This window comes from Desulfoluna spongiiphila (assembly GCF_900101345.1).
GTDB lineage: Bacteria > Desulfobacterota > Desulfobacteria > Desulfobacterales > Desulfolunaceae > Desulfoluna > Desulfoluna spongiiphila.
Window position 1 is genome coordinate 186,433 of the sequence record NZ_FMUX01000010.1, and the last position, 18,670, is coordinate 205,102.

Annotated in this window: 12 protein-coding genes; 8 read left to right on the forward strand and 4 right to left on the reverse strand. The window is 60.3% G+C overall.

Going from position 1 to position 18,670, the window contains the following annotated elements; translation table 11 throughout:
- Positions 1-214 precede the first annotated feature (214 nt).
- From BLQ12_RS14795 to BLQ12_RS14805, 3 genes are all read left to right on the forward strand, one after another.
- Entirely contained in the window at positions 215-1,219 is a 1,005-nt protein-coding gene (locus BLQ12_RS14795) for a potassium channel family protein (RefSeq protein WP_092211438.1), read from the forward strand.
- A gap of 1 nt (position 1,220) precedes the next feature.
- Complete coding sequence (locus tag BLQ12_RS14800) at positions 1,221-2,732, forward strand: TolB family protein (RefSeq protein WP_092211439.1); 1,512 nt, start codon at positions 1,221-1,223, stop codon at positions 2,730-2,732.
- 271 nt (positions 2,733-3,003) lie between these two features.
- Entirely contained in the window at positions 3,004-5,427 is a 2,424-nt protein-coding gene (locus BLQ12_RS14805; protein ID WP_217640322.1) for a fatty acid cis/trans isomerase, read from the forward strand.
- A 154-nt stretch (positions 5,428-5,581) separates the two neighbouring features.
- On the opposite strand, the gene trpS is transcribed toward BLQ12_RS14805, so the two are convergent.
- From trpS to BLQ12_RS14820, 3 genes are all read right to left on the reverse strand, one after another.
- On the reverse strand, positions 5,582-6,583 hold the full coding sequence (trpS, locus tag BLQ12_RS14810) for a tryptophan--tRNA ligase (protein ID WP_092211440.1): 1,002 nt from the start codon (positions 6,581-6,583) through the stop codon (positions 5,582-5,584).
- A gap of 626 nt (positions 6,584-7,209) precedes the next feature.
- Entirely contained in the window at positions 7,210-7,779 is a 570-nt protein-coding gene (locus BLQ12_RS14815; RefSeq protein ID WP_092211441.1) for a pyruvate kinase alpha/beta domain-containing protein, read from the reverse strand.
- Positions 7,776-9,461, reverse strand: a complete 1,686-nt coding sequence (locus BLQ12_RS14820) for an aminotransferase class V-fold PLP-dependent enzyme (protein WP_092211442.1) — start codon at positions 9,459-9,461, stop codon at positions 7,776-7,778. Before BLQ12_RS14820 ends, BLQ12_RS14815 begins: the two co-directional genes overlap by 4 nt.
- Positions 9,462-9,928: 467 nt before the next feature.
- On the opposite strand from BLQ12_RS14820, the gene BLQ12_RS14825 reads away from it, so the two are divergent.
- Positions 9,929-10,504: a GerMN domain-containing protein gene (locus tag BLQ12_RS14825; RefSeq protein WP_175469829.1), complete on the forward strand. Its 576-nt coding sequence runs from the start codon at positions 9,929-9,931 to the stop codon at positions 10,502-10,504.
- A gap of 280 nt (positions 10,505-10,784) precedes the next feature.
- A complete protein-coding gene (fusA, locus tag BLQ12_RS14830; protein ID WP_092211475.1) occupies positions 10,785-12,824 on the forward strand; it encodes an elongation factor G in 2,040 nt (679 codons plus the stop codon).
- Between the two features lie 265 nt (positions 12,825-13,089).
- Here fusA and BLQ12_RS14835 read toward each other — a convergent pair whose 3' ends face one another.
- Positions 13,090-14,520, reverse strand: a complete 1,431-nt coding sequence (locus BLQ12_RS14835; RefSeq protein ID WP_175469831.1) for a M48 family metallopeptidase — start codon at positions 14,518-14,520, stop codon at positions 13,090-13,092.
- 384 nt (positions 14,521-14,904) lie between these two features.
- On the opposite strand from BLQ12_RS14835, the gene BLQ12_RS14840 reads away from it, so the two are divergent.
- From BLQ12_RS14840 to ispH, 3 genes are all read left to right on the forward strand, one after another.
- Positions 14,905-15,663 (forward strand): ParA family protein, encoded by a 759-nt coding sequence (locus BLQ12_RS14840; protein ID WP_092211476.1) that lies wholly within the window; start codon positions 14,905-14,907, stop codon positions 15,661-15,663.
- Between the two features lie 166 nt (positions 15,664-15,829).
- Positions 15,830-16,834 carry a ParB/RepB/Spo0J family partition protein gene (locus BLQ12_RS14845; protein ID WP_254782059.1) on the forward strand — a complete coding sequence of 335 codons (1,005 nt, stop codon included), beginning with the start codon at positions 15,830-15,832 and terminating at the stop codon, positions 16,832-16,834.
- A complete protein-coding gene (ispH, locus tag BLQ12_RS14850; protein ID WP_092211445.1) occupies positions 16,835-18,568 on the forward strand; it encodes a 4-hydroxy-3-methylbut-2-enyl diphosphate reductase in 1,734 nt (577 codons plus the stop codon). It begins immediately after the preceding gene.
- Positions 18,569-18,670 lie beyond the last annotated feature (102 nt).

The following is an 18,670-nucleotide window of genomic DNA, read 5'->3' on the forward strand; positions in this document are numbered from 1 at the left end:
CGAATAACTCCGGCGCCAGCGAGTAACTCCGGCGCCGGAGCATTCCTTCCCGGCCCCCCCCCCAGAGAAAAAAAATCTCCGGCCATCGATTTCACGGCCAATGTGTGTCACCTTAATAGACATACGATACAGGCAGCACAGCAACCGCCACGTCATCCCAGGGTCTCAAACCACGAAACACCCCGGATCCATCACCCCGGAGGAGGCTCCGTCCATGATTCAAAAACGGATCACCACGTTCCTGCTGGGCATCCTTCTTGTGGTCGCCATCGGCACCTTCGGCTACTTCCTTATCTTTCACGGCCAGGAACGGTGGATCGACTGCCTGTACATGACGGTCATCTCCATCACCAGCGTGGGGTACGGAGAGATCCTGGATGTCTCCAGCAGCATTGCGGCCCAGATATTCACCATGGGCCTCATCACCTTCGGCATGGGGTTTATCCTCTATGCCATCAGCTCCATCACCGCCTTTCTCATCGAAGGAGAACTTTCCGGTGTCCGAAGGAGAAGACGCATGAACCGAGAGATCAATCGCCTCACCGGCCACATCATCCTGGTGGGGGGAGGAGAGACGCGGCGCGCCCTGGCCCATGAGCTGATCACCTGCGGGGAGCAGGTGGTGGTCATCGAGCAGGAGGGCGAAGCCCCTGCACCAAATTCTTCGGCGCATCCCTTCCTGTACATCGAAGGGGACCCCACCGATGACGTGAACCTCGAAAAGGCCGGCATCGGACGGGCCAAAGGGGTGGTCATCGCCCTGCCCCAGGACAAGGACAGCCTCTACGTCACCATGACGGCCCGCATGATGAACAAAAACCTGCGCATCGTCGCCCAGGTGAGCGACCCGAAAATCGCCCCCAAATTCACCATGGCAGGGGCCGACAGCATCGTCTCCCCCAACACCATCGGGGCCCTGCGCATGGCCTCGGAAATGGTCCGCCCGACCGCCGTGGACTTCCTCGACCAGATGCTCCGAAGCGAGCAGGGCCCCTTACGGATCCACGAGCTGCCCATCACCCCGGACTCCCCCATGGACGGCAGGCGTTTGTCCGAAACCGACCTGCGAAGGGAACACGACCTCCTGGTCCTGGGACTCAAAGACAAAGAGGCCATCCTCTTCAACCCCGATGCCGATACCCTCTTGACCTCGGGCATGACCCTGGTGGTCATGGGCAACATCGACGAAATCAAGCGCCTCCAGGCCAGGGTGAGCTGAGATGACGCGGCCATGGTTCGTCCTCCTGGTCGCTGCGCTCCTGTGCGCCCGGTGCGTCCCACCCGTCACGCACACCGCCCCCCTTGCGCCAACGGACACTGTGGAGATCCTTGAACCCCTCGAAGGGGCGATCTACCCCCGGGACATGGCCCCGCCCCTTTTTGAATGGAGGGGACCCGATCAAAACGAAACACCCTGGCTCCTGGAGATCCGCCTTCCCAAAGGCCCTCCACTCCGCCGGGAGGTACCAGCCTCCACCTGGCAGCCCGACCCGGGCCTGTGGGAACACATCAAACAAAAAGCCACCGGCGCCCCCGTAACCCTTTGCATCTCACGGACAGGCGGTCCATCCCACCCCGGCATTGCCCCTTCAACGCGGCGCTTTTTTATCTCCGACCATGCGGTGGAGGCCTCGATTCTCTACCGCCAGCTGCCCCTGCCCTACCAGATCTCCCAAAACTATCTCCGACGCATTACCTGGAAGCTGGGGGCAGTGGCCGACGGTTCCCCGCCCAAGACCGTCATGACCAACCAACCGGTCTGCAGCGGCTGCCACCAGACCAGCGCCGACGGACGCCTCCTTGCCATGGAGATGAATATCAAAGGAGACGGCGGTGCCCACTGGGTCAAGCCGGTTGCCAGCACCATGGAGGTCACCGAAACCGACACCATGAGCTGGAGCGACTACCCCACCCCCCCGTTCCTCCCGGACACCCGGGGCAGCTTTGCCAAGCTCTCCCCCACCGGACGGTTCATGGTGAGCCCGGTCAACGAGATCAGCTTCATGGTCCTCACCGGCGATGCGGCCTACTCCCAGCTCTTTTTCCCGACCTTCGGTTTTCTGGGGATCTACCACCGGCAGACAAAAACCTTTGCCCCCCTGAAAGGCGCCCAGGACTGGGACTATGCCCACACCGACCCCAGCTGGTACCCCGACGAATCCGCCCTGCTCTTTGCCCGGGCTGAAACAAAAAACGCCTACCACCCGGATTTAGGCAACATCCGCACCCTGACCTCAGCCCAGGGCATCCAGGCCCTCAACCAAACATTTCCCGTCCGGTTCGATATCTGCCGCCTGCCCTTTGAAGGCGGCAAAGGCGGCACGGCCACCCCCCTTCCGGGGGCCAGCCACAACGGCATGAGCAACTACTTTGCCCGGGTCTCACCCGACGGCAACTGGGTGGTCTTCACCCAGAGCCGAAGCGGGCTCATGCTCCAGCCGGACAGCACCCTTTATATCGTTCCGGCCGCCGGGGGAACGGCCCGGAAACTAACCTGCAACCGCCCCGGCATGAACTCCTGGCACGCCTGGTCCCCCAACGGCAGGTGGCTCGTCTTTGCATCCAAAAGCCGCACCATGACAACGGAGCTGTTTTTAACCCACATCGATGAGAACGGCACGGACTCACCGGCCATCCGGCTCCACCGCTTCAGCCACCCGACCATGGCCGCCAATATCCCCGAGTTCGTGCCGTTCAAACCGGAGGCCATCGATACCATAAGGTTGAAATAGCCTGCCATGGTTAAAGTGCGTGGAAAAGCCTGCCTCCGGCGGGTCGCTTTTTTGAAAAAAAGCTCCGCAAAAAACGCTCCTAATGCACCCGCACTTCGTCTTGCTCGCCTTAAAGGGCGAGCAAGACGAAGTGCGGGTGCGAAAAAGTCGACATTATTTCGGCGGAGCCTGCAAAGGTTTACTTAAGACCTGTTTGTCAAACTTTTTAAAAGTTTGGCCCCCGGCAGGGCCGCCGGAGGCATTTTTCCTTTTTTCACACCAGGGAGGGACCATGGGAAAACAGTGGATGGTGTTACTCTTGTGCTTCGGGCTATTTCTCATCGGCTGCGGCGTGCAGCAGGCCAGGGTATTCAACGACAAATACGGGCCGGAGCAGGTGGTCTCCCGGGTGGATGGGATGCCGGAGGAAGGGGTCACTTATTATGAAGACATCCAGCCCATTCTGGAAAAGCGGTGCAGCGCCTGCCACAGTTGCTACGATGCGCCGTGCCAGCTGAAGCTCACCTCCTTTGAAGGGCTGGACCGGGGCGCCACCTCGCTCATGGTGTACAACGCCTCCCGCATCACGGCCGACGAGCCCACCCGGCTGTTCGTCGACGCAGACACCACCGTCGGATGGCGGGAAAAGGGCTTCCACCCGGTGCTCAACGAGTGCACCCAGGAGCCTGCCGTCAACCGGGAGAACTCCGTCCTGGCAAGGATGCTGGCCTTAAAGAAGAAGAACCCCCAGCCCGAAGAGGAACTCCTGCCCCAGTCCTTTGACCTCTCCTTGGCCAAGGCCAACAACTGCGAACCCAGCGAATCCTTCGACAGCTTTGAGAAGCGCTACCCCCTGTGGGGCATGCCCTACGCCCTGCCCGGCCTCACCAAAGAGGAGCATGACGCCGTCTTGAAGTGGATCACCGACGGAGGGCTCAGCAAGGGGCATAAAAAAACCTCGCCGGAAGCAACCGAAATTGTCCGCCGCTGGGAGCTCTTTTTCAACGGCACCTCCCCAAGGGAGCAGCTGGTGAGCCGGTACATCTACGAACACCTCTTCATCGCCCATCTCCACTTCGAAGGGCTTCCCCACCGGGAATTCTACCGCCTGGTGCGCTCCGTCACCCCGCCCGGAGAGCCCGTGGAGGAGATCCCCAGCGTCCGGCCCTACGACGACCCGGGCATCAGCCCCTTTTATTACCGGTTGAAGCAGACCCCCGCCGTGGTGGTGAAGGACCACACGGTCTACCACCTGTCCGATGCGAAAATGGCGCGCTACAACGATCTTTTTTTTAAACCCGCCTACACGGTCCCAAGCCTGCCCTCCTACGCCCCGGACACAGCCGCCAATCCCCTGAAAGCCTTTGCCCGGATCCCGGCACGGTCCCGATACCGATTCCTCCTGGACGACGCCCACTTCTTTGTGAACGGATTTATCAAAGGGCCGGTCTGCAGGGGCCAGGTGGCGCTGAACGTCATCAACGATCACTTCTTTGTGGCCTTTTTCGACCCGGACAGGGACATGATCAGCAACGACTCCGACTTCCTCGCGGAGATGAGCCCCCTTCTGGCCCTGCCCGGGGAGCGGGAGAATACCCTCAACATCCCCAGCATCTGGTTCACCTACTCCCGCAACCAGAAAAAATACCTCAAGGCCAAAGACGACTATATCGACCGCCTCCACCCCGACCACATCGGCAACGACATCACCCACATCTGGGACGGGGACGGCGGCATCAACGACAACGCCCTGCTCACCGTGTTCCGCCACTTCGACAGCGCCACGGTCCTCAAGGGCCTGGTGGGCCAGGTCCCCAAAACCGCCTGGGTAGTGGATTTTCCCCTGCTGGAACGGATCCACTACCTGCTCGTGGCGGGCTTTGATGTCTACGGCAACGTAGGGCACCAGGCCGTCACCCGCCTCTACATGGACTTTCTCCGCATGGAAGGCGAAAACAACTTTTTAAGCTTCATGCCCAGCGACCTGCGCAAGGAAATGCGCGACGGCTGGTACCAGGGCACCAGCGCCGAGTTCAAGAACCACGTCGAAAACCCCTTGCTGGGCCTCTCCCGCGAAACAGGCATCACCTACCGAACCCTGACACCGAAAAACGAATTTTTTGAGCAGGTGCTGGCCCGTGTGGGGCCTGTCACCCCGCAACACGACCCTATCAACCGCTGCCTCACCAAGACCTGCAGCTCTGATGGAGACACCCCGGAGAGACAGGCCGTAGAAAAAGCCCTGCGCCGCATCACCGGCATCCAAGGGAAAAAGACCGAGGTGTTCCCGGATGTCTCCTTTCTCCGCGTGGTCACCCCACCGGACCATGACGACCTGGCCTACACCATCATCAAAAACAAAGCCCTGAGCAACAATTCCTTCATGTTCGGCGAAGAGAGACGCCGCCGCCCCGAAGACGACACCTTAAGCATCGTCCGCGGCCACGTGGGGAGCTACCCCAACGCCTTTGTACGCATCGGCGTGGACGAGGTGGACACCCTGGCGGACCGCTACCTCAAGGTGAAAGACGAGGTCACCTACTACCTCATGGCCCGGCGCCACGTGGTCCGCCGCACCAGCCCCGACTTCTGGGACGAATACGACTGGCACTGCCAAACCTTTTTAAACGCCCACCCCGTCGAAGGGGGCACCTTCGACCTCTACCGGTACATCCGCATCGCCGAAAAAGAGGACGGGACCCTGGTGGAGTGGTAAAAAAAGCCTTCTATGGTTAAAACCGGTCCAAAAGCCCTGCCTCCGGCGGCGAGGTGAGCCACCTCGAAAGCAGGTTGCGAATGCGTTTTCCCCCTCGTTCCTCGGGGAAAATCACATTCGCCTTTGATTCTGAAAGGAGTCACTCAGCGTGGCCCTAGCTGAAAAAATCCAGGCCGAAGGCGGCCTTGACTTTTCGGGCGGTCTCCTCGGTTTCTGCCCGCGCTTTCTCCGTGCCGGTGCGCAGAATCGCCATAAGCCCGGCCGGATCCGAGAGGAACCGGGCCCTGCGCGTGCGGATGGGGGCCAAAAGCCCCTGCAGGCACTCTGTCAGGAGGCATTTCAGCTTGCTGTCGGCCAGGCCGCCGCGTTGGTAGTCCTCTTTGAGCCTGGTCACAAGGGCTTCATCCGGGCAAAAGGCGTCAAGGTAGGTGAAGACCACGTTGCCCTCCACGGACCCGGGATCTTCGATGCGCAGATGGTTGGGGTCGGTGTACATCTTCTTCACGGCGCGCTCGATCTCGGCGTCGTCGCTGCCCAGGGTGATGGCATTGCCCAGGGACTTGGACATCTTCGCCTTGCCGTCCACTCCAGGCAGCCGGGACACCTTGCTGAGAAGAGGCCGGCACTCAACCAGCACCTCGCTTCCCGCAACCTGATTGACCTTGCGGACAACCTCATTTGTTAATTCAATCATGGGGAGCTGATCATCCCCGACGGGTACCAGGTCCGCCCGAAACGCCGTGATGTCTGCGGCCTGGCTGATGGGGTACGAAAGAAAACCCGCAGGGATGGACGCACCGAACTGCTTGCCGGCAATTTCCGCTTTCACGGTTGGGTTTCGCTGGAGACGGGAGACCGTCACGAGGTTGGCGTAGTACATGGTGAGCTCGGCCAGGGCAGGCAGCCCCGACTGAAGGCAGATCACGGTGCGCTCGGGGTCAATGCCCACGGCCAGGTAATCGGCCAGCACGTTGAGGATGTTGCCGGAGACCTTGGCAGGGGTGTGCCCGTTGTCCGTCAGGCCCTGCATGTCCGCGATGAGAATGGTCTGGGAAGAGGTGTCCTGCAGCGCGACGCGCTGCGTGAGGGAGCCGACATAATGGCCGAGATGAAGGGATCCGGTGGGGCGATCGCCCGTGAGGATTTTCTGAGACATGTGTGTTCTCCTTAGGTACGTTTAAAACCCACCGAAGGAGACGATTACACGCTTGTGTCTATTCACCCGTCGCCCTTCGGCGGCAAATGAATACAAAACAAGTCCATGTGCCGCTCCGTCAGGAGCGCCACCAGAACATGCGCGTCGTCACTGTCTGTGTCTCTGTGTTTTTCATATACGCGATCTACCACCCCTTCCGCAAAAGAACAACATAAAGCAAGCGGTCCGTTCTAAAAAGCGTGCCTCCGGCGGCGAGGTGAGCCACCTCGAAAGCATACTGCCCTTGCGCTTTGTCCCTCGTTCCTCGGGCCAAAACGCAAGGGCCTTCGGCTCGGGCTTCGCCCGACATGAACGCTGGTGGTTTATGCGAGCTACGATACAAGCGTTGAAGTCAGAGGATACGCGGCTTATCAGATTTAACAGGGATACCTCCGCAGCAAAAGGTGGGGCACCTTGAAACCCTATGGAGATTCGCTTGACTTTGACCGGAAGAACTCCGGCGGTAAGGGCTCCTCAGGAAAAATCACACTCGCCTTTCCTTCAGAGCTCATGAGGAGGCCTTCCACGGGCGAAGCCCGTAAGCAAATGTGGAGGGGCTTTAGCTCCGGAGCATTTGGAACCTGTGCTTACGCCCCGCCGTCGTTGTCAAACGAGGGTTTGCAGAGGATCTCACGGATTTTCATCTTGAAGAAATCGGCGGTGTTCACGGCGCGCAGGACCACGGCGGTATCGGCGCCTTTGCCGGAGCCACCCACGCAGATAACGTTCTCGCCGGTGCGGATGAGACCGGCGTCGGCGGCCATGAGGCTCACCTCAACGGCCACTTTGAGGCCGGCTCCGAAGAGCTTCAAGGTTTCTGCAATGACCTCGTCCACCTGGTAGGTGTTGAACCGCAGGCGCACGGCGCGCCCCATGCCGAAAAAGGTGTGGCCGCAGGTGAGGACCTTTACGCCGGAGGCTTCGAGCTGCGTCCGGGTGTCCGGGGCCAGCTCCTGGACATTGGGCCCTTTAAGGCCCGTGAAGTGGGTGACGGCAACCACATCAAACCCGTCAAGGATCTCTGCGGCCCGCTCCGCCGTGTACCCTCGGGTCGTGGCCAGAACGCAGGTTTTGATGCCCAGGGCCTCGCCTTTTTCTTTCACGCACCGCAAGACATCATCGGTGTTTGTTTTTCCGGGTTCTTTAAAAAGAATCATATTGCATCTTCCCGATTACGGCCCTTGCGGGTTGAGGTACCCCTGAGCCAGTCTGCGTAGAGGGCTTCCTGTTCGTCCAGGATATCACGAAGGACATCCATGGTGGTCAACGGGTTCATGAGGACGCTTCGCAGCACCACGACCTTGCCTTCGGGAAATCCGGGAAAGACGGTCTCCAGTTCAAGGACGGTGCGGGAAACAAAGCTGTTGCCCGCCTCCCTCTGTTCCTGCTGAAGGGCTCGGTTGACCTCGTTGAAATGTTCGTTGAGTTCAAGGATCCGCTCGGGGGAGGCCTGGGCCATCTCCTCCTGGAACGGGGCGGGACAGACGCGATAGGTGAGGATGTTGAGCTCCGGTCGGGTCACCAGCTGGAAGATGCCCCGACGCTCAATCTCTTCGGCAAAGCTTCGGGCCAGTTCGATGCCGTGGTCGATGAGCATGCCGTATCCCCGGCTGCCCATGATCTTAAAGGCGCTGTCCAAAATCAGGCAGTTTGCCTCCCGGGAACCGGAGAGGGTCTTGCTGCCCAGGTCCACGCTTCCTTTGCGAATGATGTAGTTGGCGTGATAAGCCACGGCGTCCAGGCTGGTGGGATCTTTGAAAAAGACCATGCCCGTACTCATGGGCATGTAAAACTGCTTGTGGCCGTCGATGGTGACGGAGTCGACCTGTTCGATGCCCTTTAAAAGGTGGGCGTAGGTCTCGCTCATGAGGGTGGGGCCACCCCAGGCCGCGTCGGCATGGAGGTAAATGCCCTCTTTCCGGCACAGGGCGCTGATCTCGGGGATGGGGTCCACGTTGCCGGTCTCGGTGGTGCCGGCAACGGTCACCACGGCGGCCACCCGGGTTCGTCCTTCCTTTTTAAAGCCCTCGATCATCTCGGCCAGGCGATCCACCCGCATGCGGTTGGTTCTGTCCACCGGAACAGGGATGATGTTGCCGTTGCCGATGCCCAGGATCCCCCCGCATTTGCGCAGGGAGTAGTGGCACCTTCGGGAGACAAGGATCACGCATCGGTCGATGTTGTGGGCGGCATAGGCGGCGGGCAGGCCCTCGACTTCGACGCCCTCAAAGGCCCCCACAGGCCCCAGCGCCCTGTTTCGGGCCACCCAGAGGGCGGTGAGGTTGGCCGTGGTGCCCCCTTCGGTGAAGGAGCCCAGGGAGGTGTGGGTGTTCTGGACATGCTCCCGGTAAAAAGCCTCATCCTTTTGATAGATGATGCGATGCACCTTGGCCACCACCTGCTTCTCCACCACGGAGAGCATTTTGGAGGTCTCCAGTTTGACCACGTTCTGGTTCAGGGCGGCCACGATGGCTTTGAGATGCACCATAAAATAGGGAATGGCTGCCGTCATGTGCCCCACAAAATAGGGCGAGGCCACGTTCACGGCGTGGGGCGCGATCTCTTCGAAGACTCCGCTGACCACATCGGCCAGGCGTTTTTCCGGCAGGCTGTTCATCACCGTGTCGGTGCACCGGTCGGAAATCTCCTTTAAGCTGACAGCCTCGGTGATCCCCACGTTCTGAATCAGAAAATCGTGGAGTTCAAACAGGATCTGCCGCATATGGTGAACCAGAACATCCCGTGTTTTTTCATCTTCCGGGCAGGTAAACACCCGAATCAGGTTGACCCACTCCTGCTTCATCCCGTCGCTTTTTTCTGCACTGACCTGCTCTTCCATGCCCCTTCTCAAACCCCCTGTATCCAGACCCAACCATCCATCATGATGGCATATATCCCGTTTACGGAAAAATAACAACGACGACCGAAAAAAAAGGGGGTTCCACCCCCTTTTCGCCCGAAAAAACCCGGAAAAACCACCTGGACCCGTGTCCCCGTTCCCCCGATGCGGTCCCGGCACCGGGGAGGCTAAAAGCAGGGCATGGCCGTGTATCGACTAAAATATGTGAATACAGGGGCAATCCGATGCCTCTTTCTTGACAACCTTTTCATTATAGCCTAAATTTTGCTGGCTCACAGCGGCATCCCCCCCGCCCAGTTTCCCCGCCACCGCAAACGGCCCGGGACACTCGGCATCCGGGCAAGGATTCCGCCCACCCCGTCAGGTGATCATTGCCGCCGACGGATGCACCTTAGAGACACAAGGGGCACGGCATCTGTGCCATGCAAAGGGACCTTTTTTTCACCATGACGGAAAACGGAAAAGGACAAACCGGGGTATTTCTTGCTGCGGGCGCCGCCACGCTGGTCATCGTGGTCCTGTTTTCCCTGTGGTCGGGCCCCGATGCCGCACCCCGGGAGACTGACCGCACCACCGTTCCGGCCAGACACTCAAGCCGCATCGAAGAGGAGAGTTTTTTCCTCTACTTTGCAGAGCGGGACGGCCGGTTCCTCACCTCCGAGGAACGCACCGTTTCTACAGCAAAGGACCCCTGGCAGCTGAGCCAGAAGATCATGGCCGCCCTCATCGACGGCCCTGACCGAGGCAGCGCCCGGACCCTGCCGGCGGAGACCCGCCTGCGGGCCCTGTACATCACCGAACCCAAGGTGGCGGTGGTGGACTTTTCCCGGGAAATCCGGGGGGAACCCCGCGGAGCTGCCTCCGAGCTGCTCACCGTCTATTCGGTGGTCAACTCCCTTTCGGTGAACATCCCGGAGATCGATGCCGTACGGATTCTCATTGAGGGCCAGCGGGCAGAGACCCTCTCCGGGCACATCGACATCTCCGAACCCCTCACCCCCGACATGCTCCTGGTGAGATAGCAAAACCGGCTAAGGGGATGCACCGAAAACCCGACACACGACACGTAACAGCCCCACGACCCGTTCCGGAGACCCGGCTGTGACACCATAAATTAAGGCATAAATTGACGGACCCCGGGTAGCCCCCGTTCCGCTTACAAAAAAAGATCGAAAAAAAAGTCGACATCACAGGTGCCCTGGAACATTCGACCGGGGCGAGCTGGTGATCGATCGCATCGATGGTGAACCCCACCACCCCTTGCCTGACTTTTTTCGAGGCCATCAGGAAAAACACGCAGACATGAAAAAGACCAAAATCGAACAGATACGAAACATCGGCATCATGGCCCACATCGATGCGGGAAAAACCACCGTGACCGAGCGCGTTCTCTATTATACCGGACGGTCCCACAAGATCGGCGAAGTCCACGACGGCGAAGCCACCATGGACTGGATGACCGACGAGCAGGAACGCGGCATCACCATCACCTCGGCGGTTACCACCTGCCAGTGGAAAAACAAGCAGATCCAGATCATCGACACCCCCGGCCACGTGGACTTCACCATTGAGGTGGAGCGCTCCCTGCGCGTTCTGGACGGTGCCATCGGCGTCTTCTGCGCCGTGGGCGGGGTTCAGCCCCAGTCCGAGACAGTCTGGCGCCAGGCCGACAAATACAATGTCCCCCGCATCGCCTTCATCAACAAGCTGGACCGCATCGGTGCCGACTTTAACGGTGCGGTGACCGCCATCCAGGAGAAACTGGGCGCCAACCCCGTGATCATTCAGCTCCCCGTAGGGGCCGAAGAGTCCTTCCAGGGCGTCATCGACCTCATCGGCATGCAGATGATCGCCTGGAACGACGACTCCCTGGGTGCGGAGTTCGAAACCGGCCCCATCCCCGAGGCCATGGTCGACGATGCCGAAGCCGCCCGGGATGCCATGATCGAGGCCCTCTCGGACGTAGACGAAGAGATCATGGAGGCCTACCTGGCCGAAGAGACCGTCACCAATGATCAGATCAAGGCAGCCCTGCGCAAAGGGACCATCGATCTGTCCATCGTCCCCGTCCTCTGCGGCACGGCCCTCCGGAACAAAGGCATCCAGCCCCTGCTCGACGCCATCTGCGACTACCTGCCCAGCCCCGTGGACATCCCGTCCGCCCACGGCATCAACCCCACCACCGGTGAGACTGTCACCTTTGAGCAGAAGGTCAAAGAGCCCCTCTCCGCACTGGTTTTCAAGGTTTCCATGATCGAGGGACGTAAGCTCTCCTTTGCCCGGATCTACAGCGGCAAGCTCATCGCCGGCAGCGAGGTCTACAACCCCCTCTTGAAAAAGAAAGAGAAGCTCTCCCGTATCCTCCAGATGCACGCCAACAGAAAAGAGCGCGTCACCGAGGCCGGCCCGGGAAGCATCGTGGGCATCGTGGGCCTCAAGGACACCTCCACCGGGGACACCCTCTGCAACGCCGACAACCAGGTCATCCTGGAACGTATCGACACCTACGAGCCGGTTATCTCCATCGCCGTGGAGCCCAAGACCCACGCCGACCAGGACAAACTGGACACGGTCCTGGCCAAGTTCACCACCGAGGACCCGACCCTTAAGGTCCGCACCGACGAGGACACCGGCCAGACCATCCTCTCCGGCATGGGCGAGCTGCACCTGGAGATCATCATCAGCCGCATGCAGCGTGAGTTCAACACCGACGTCAACGTGGGCAAACCCCAGGTGGTCTACCGCGAAAGCATCACCAACGAATCCTCTGCCACGGCAACCTTCGACCGTGAGATGGCGGGCCAGAACCACTACGGCCAGGTCTCCCTCACCCTCAAGCCCCTCTCCCTGGGCGAAGGCAACCGGTTTGTCAGCACCCTCACCGAAGAGGAGCTGCAACCCCAGTTCAGTGCCGCCATCGAAAAAGGCGTCATGGACGCCCTGGACAGCGGGACCCTTCTGGGCTACCCCGTGGTGGACGTGGAAGCCACGGTCACAGGGGTCGACACGCGGGAAGGACACGCCACCGAGCTGGCCTTCTCCGTCAGCGCCTCCATGGCCATGCGAGAGGCCCTGTCAAACGGAGCCCCCTTCCTCCTGGAGCCGGTGATGGCCGTTGAGGTCTTTGTCCCCGACGACTTCATGGGCGAAGTCATCGGCGACCTCAACTCCCGTGGCGGCAAGATCGAGGCCATCAACCCCAACGCGGGCATCCAGGAGATCAACGCGGCCGTGGCTCTGTCCCGGATGTTCGGCTACTCCACCGCCCTTCGCTCCGCCACACAGGGCCGGGGTAACTTCACCATGAAGTTCTCCCACTTCGACCGCGCCGTGGACAAATAACGGGTCGCCACACGGCACCCACCCGCATAAAATAAAAAGGGCCGCTTCCCCATGGGAAAGCGGCCCTTTTGCTTTTGGTTCCATTCAGCTCAGAAAAGCTGGTTACGAATGCGCTTCGCCCCTCGTTCCTCGGGTCAAAGCACATCCGTATGTGGCTCATCGTACAATTGAGTTATGCCGTTAAAACCTGTTTGTCAAACGTTTCAAAAACTTGCCCCCGGCAGTGCCGCCGGAGGCTTGTTTCAGCTGAATCGTTACTTCGCTTTTAACCTTTCGCCTTTTCTCCTTCTTCATCAGGCACCGGCTCCTCGGCCTTCTCTTTCTTCTTCTTTTTCTTGCCCGTAATCGACACAAGGGCCTTTTCCACTTCCTTGCGGGAGACGTCGTCAGGCGCCATCTCCTTTGCGCGCTTCAGCTGGAACACGGCGTTGCGAAGATCCCCTGAAGCCCGATAGGAGAGGCCGAGGTGGTAGGCGGACTCATAGGCTTTGCCCAGTTTGGCATAGGCATTGCCCAGGTCGTAATGGGCCCGGGCCCCGGGACCGTAATCCCTTGCCAGGGGCAGGAGGCGGTCCACCGCCCCGTCGTGGTCCCCCTCTTCAATAAGGAGGCGCCCCATCCAGAGGTTGCTTTCAAAATCATCGGGATCCATGCTCAGGGCGCCCTCCAGCAGGCGGCGGGACTCCGCAAGCTTGCCCTGATGAAAATAGATCCAACCCAGCCCCTTGAGGGCATCCTTGTCAAAGGCTCGTTTTTCAAGGACCCGCCGCATGTGAGCGGCTGCCTTGTCGTATTTCCCCATGCGATCCATGAGAAGGGCCAGGCCGTATTCGGTGTACAAGGGGGCATCTCCCCGTTCCATGGCGTTGAGAAACCGTTCTTCCGCCTGGTCCACCGGGGTGTACAGAGCCGTGAGCCGCGCCTTGATCTTCAGAAACTCCGACTGGTCGATGACCTTCCTTCGGGCGTCGAGTTCCTCTTTATGAGCCTCGATCCAGTTGCCGATATAGACAAGCCGGTCCTCCAGGGCGGGGTGGGTGGTGAGGTAGGTGGGGATCTCGGAGGGCCCGAACCACTGCTTGGAGCGGATGGTCTTAAGGGCCGTCAGCATCTCTTCGCCCCCGTAACCGGCCTCCATCATATACGTCATGCCCACCTGGTCGGCCTGCATTTCGTCCTCACGGCTGTAGGCAAGGGCAGCGCTCTGGGAGCCCGCCAGGGACCCCAGGGTCAGGGCTCCGGCGGCCTCGGAATTCCCCCCGGCCACCCCCACGAGGATACCGGCTGCCACACCGGCCAGGGTTCCCAGGCCGATCTTCTTGGAGCGCTCGATGCGATCGGAAATATGCCGGCTGTAGACATGGGAGATTTCGTGGGCCACGATGCCCGCCAGGGACTCTTCCGAGGGGAGGCCCTGGATCAGCCCGCTGTGAAAGAACACGTGCCCCCCGGGCCCTGCAAAGGCATTGTACACGTCGCTTTGCACCACATAAAAATGGTACTTGAAGTGCTGCTCCGGAAAAGCCGAGAGAATGCGGTTCCCCAAGGTGTTGATGTAGTCGTTGACCACGGGATCATCCACAATAGGATACTGGGCACGTATCATCCGGATAAATTCTCCGGCCACTTCGCTCTCCTCGCGAATGGTGATGGCCGAGGCCACCTGACCGCAGAGAAACACACACATTATCGCCATGGAGACAGCCCGTATAAACGGTCGTCTTCGTTTTTTCATGCACACCTCACATTGCGCTCGTTCCATGCCGGCCGGAAGGCCCCGTCGGGGCCAGTCATCCGCGGCAGGTTTCCTTTAAAATGTCATACCTTGCGCCATGCGCCCTGTCTGTGATGCAGTGCACACCGGCGATCCTTCGACCCCGGCCCACACCACAGCCAGCTTACTTTAGCACACCCCCCACCGCCCCACAACCGGCCCCCGGGGCCACACGGCAAGACCCCGCAGGTCAGCCGCGCCCACCCCACAAGGAACTAACACCCCAATTATACAAGCAATACCTGCGCAACCGTTTTTTGCTCATTTTCTTTGCAAAACCCCTTTTTTATGCTAATCTCCTCGACCATGGCACAGATTATCTGCATAGCAAACCAGAAAGGCGGCGTGGGTAAAACCACCACATCCATCAACCTGGCGACGGCCTTGGCCAAGATCGGGAAACGCACTCTCCTTGTGGACTGCGACCCCCAGGCCAATGCCACCACCGGCATCGGAATCGACAAAACAGCCCTCCGGCAAAACCTTTACCACGGGCTCATCGGTGACGTCGACGCCATGGAACTGGTTCACACCACGGCCGTGGAAGGACTTTCCGTTATTCCGGCCCGGGTGGAGCTCATCGGCTTCGAGGTGGAGATGATGGCCCATGACGGCCGGGAGCTGGTGATGCGCGAGCTTTTGGACGAGGTGAAAGAGGCCTTTGATTACATCGTCATCGACTGCCCCCCCTCCTTGAGCCTGCTCACCCTCAACGCCATGGCGTCTGCCGACTCCATTCTGGTGCCCCTGCAGAGTGAATTTTATGCCCTGGAAGGGCTCACACAGCTCATCGACACGGTGAAACGCATCAAGGCCAGCTTGAATCCGCGCCTTCGCATCAGCGGGATCCTTCTCACCATGTTCGACCGCCGCACCAACCTCTCCTTTCAGGTGGCGGAGGAAGCTGAGAAACACTTCAACGACCTGGTCTTCACCACACGTATCCCGCGGAGCGTCCGGCTCTCCGAAGCGCCGAGTTACGGCGAACCCATCTTTCTGTACGACCCCTCCTCCGTGGGAGCCAAGAGTTACATGGCCCTGGCCAAAGAGGTGGTCGAGCGGTGATGACACCGTAAGCACCGACGCTTCCCGAGACGCCTTGACGTGATGTGTGTGGCACCATGAACCGTCACGAAAGCGCCCTTCCACCGCCGGCCCATGGCCGGACCCGTCGGACGGAACGCCCCGTCCACCATTTCAGACACATGGCACCCGATTGCGGCAAGGCCCCATGCCGGACCTTGCCCGCCTTTTTGACCGGGGCCTTGAGCAGGCCCTGCTGCACAACGCCGCAGCAGGACCCATAACCTTCACCAAGAGAGACGGTGACCAAAAAGCCATGACCACAACCGCCAAATCACGAAAAAAAAAGGGCCTGGGCCGGGGACTCTCCGCCCTGATCCCGGAAAGCAGCCTGCAACTTGACGCGTCCACGGAATCGTCCCAGGAATTTTTTCGCTGCGACATCCACCGCATCAGCCCCAACCGGTACCAGCCCCGGCACACCTTTTCCGATGAAGAGCTCTCAGAGCTTGCCGACTCCATCCGGGAGCAAGGCATCATCCAGCCCCTGGTGGTCCGTGCCGCGGAATCCGGTGCCTATGAACTGGTGGCCGGAGAGAGGCGCCTGCGCGCCGCAAGGCTTGCAGAGCTTGAAACAGTGCCCGTGGTGGTCCGCGAAGTCTCCGATGCCAAGCTCCTGGAGCTGGCCATCGTGGAGAACATCCAACGCGAAAACTTAAACCCCATCGAAGAGGCCGACGCCTATCACCGCCTCATGGAGCTCTTCTCCCTCACCCAGGAAGAGATGGCCGCCAAGGTGGGCAAAAGCCGCCCGGCTGTTGCCAACTTCCTTCGCCTTCGCCAGCTCCCCCCGGAGATCAAGGCCTGCATCCGGGACGGCCGCCTCAGCATGGGCCACGCCCGGGCCCTTCTGGGCACGGACAACCCCCTCACCCAGAAAGAGGCCTTTCGCACCGTCCTTGAAAAAGCCCTCTCCGTCAGGCAAACCGAGGAGCTGGTACGCCGTCTCAAGGCCGACAGCAAAACCCATGAAAAAGAGCCCGAGGTCCCTTCCGCGTACCAACTTCAGCTCGACACCATTGCCGAGCGCCTGAGCCACCGGTTCGGCAACCGGGTCCAGATCAGCAAGCGGGGAAAAAAGGGACGACTTGAAATCGAATTTTACGGAGATGAGGATTTCAACCGACTCCTCACCCTTCTGGAACCTGCATAAATGAAAATTATCATCGCCCGCACCGCCGGTTTTTGCATGGGCGTCCGCAGGGCCGTGGAAACGGCCCTGGACGCGTCCAACGGCCAGGACGGCCCCATCTGCACCTACGGCCCCCTGATCCACAACCCCCAGGTCCTGGACCTGTTAAAGGGCAAGGGAGTCCCGGCCATCTCCGATATCCCCGAGACAGGGGAAGGCACCGTGGTGATCCGCGCCCACGGGGTCCCGCCCGAGTCCAAAGAGGCCCTGAAAGACGCGGGGTTTTCCGTCATTGACTCCACCTGTCCCCGGGTGATCAAGGTCCAGCGCATCATCCACCGCTACGCCAAAAAAGGCCACCACGCCATCATCATCGGCGACCGGGACCACCCCGAAGTCATCGGGCTCAACGGCTACGCCTACGGCCTGGGCCATGTGGTGGAGACCCTTGAGGAAGCCAAGGCCCTTCCCGATTTTGAAAACGCCATCCTCGTGGCCCAGACCACCCAGAGCGTCCACTTTTACAACGAGGTCAAAGCCTGGGTCGGACGGACCCATCCCCACTACCTCACCTTCGACACCATCTGCGACTCCACGGAAAAGAGGCAGGCAGACATCCTGGCCATCGCCCAAAACGTTGACGCCGTGGTGGTGGTGGGCGGAAAAAGCAGCGGCAACACCCAGCGCCTGGCCGAGCTGGCCCGTGAATCAGGGAAACTCACCTTTCATATCGAGGACACCGACGAGCTGGACATCGACCAGCTCAAAAACTTGAAATCCGTTGCCATCACGGCCGGTGCCTCCACCCCCAACTGGATCATCAACAAGGTCTACCGGTTCATCGAAAGCGGCACGGCCAGCGAAAAGGCCTTCTTCGGCATCCCGGTGTCCGCCCTTAAAATGGCCCTGCTGCGCAGCAACGCCTACCTGGCCCTGGGCGCGGCCTTTCTCTCCTACGCCTGCTCCATGCTCCAGGGCATCGACGGCTGGCTGGTCTCTGCGGCCGTTGCCATGCTCTACGTCCTGTCCATGCACATTTTCAACCACCTCACGGCCATCTCCTCGGACCGGTACAACGACCCGGAGCGGGCCGATTTTTACGACCGGAACAAGTGGCCCCTGGCGGGATTTGCCTTCACCGGCGGCGGCGTGGGCCTGCTGCTGGCCTACAGCCAGGGCCTCTTTGCCTTTCTCGTGCTGCTTACCATGAGCCTGGCCGGGCTCTCCTACAACGCCCCGGTGATCCCCAAACGTTTTTTTGAGGGCCGATACCGGTGCCTGCGGGACATCCCCGGCTCAAAAACCATCCTCATCACCCTGGCATGGGGCACGGTCACCGCCCTGCTCCCGGCCCTCACCAGCGCAAACGGCTTTGCCCTCTCCACACTTCCGGCCCTGGTCCTGGCCTGCGGCATGGTCTTTGCCAGGACGGTCTTCTTCGATATCCTCGACATGCAGGGGGACCGCATCGTGGGCCAGGAGACCTTTCCCATCATCCTGGGCGACAAAAAGACCATACGGCTCCTAAAAAACCTTCTCGTCACCCTGGCCGTGATGCTGCCGGTCACCAGCGCCTTCGGTATCTTCTCAAGCCTGGGCCTCATCCTCTGGGTCTGTCCCGTGCTGATGTTCGTCCTGCTCATCGCCTATCAGAATCACTTGGTCCTGGCAGGGGTGCAGCTTGAGCTCCTCATCGAAAGCCACCTCGTCCTGGCAGGGATCCTGGCCCTCACCTGGAGCCTCTGCATCCGGTAAACACGTGACTCAGGCGCCCCCAAACAAAAACGGGCCACCACCGATTCCGACGAATCGCTGGTGGCCCGTTTTGGTTTGCCCGACAGCCCTCATGCGATGAGG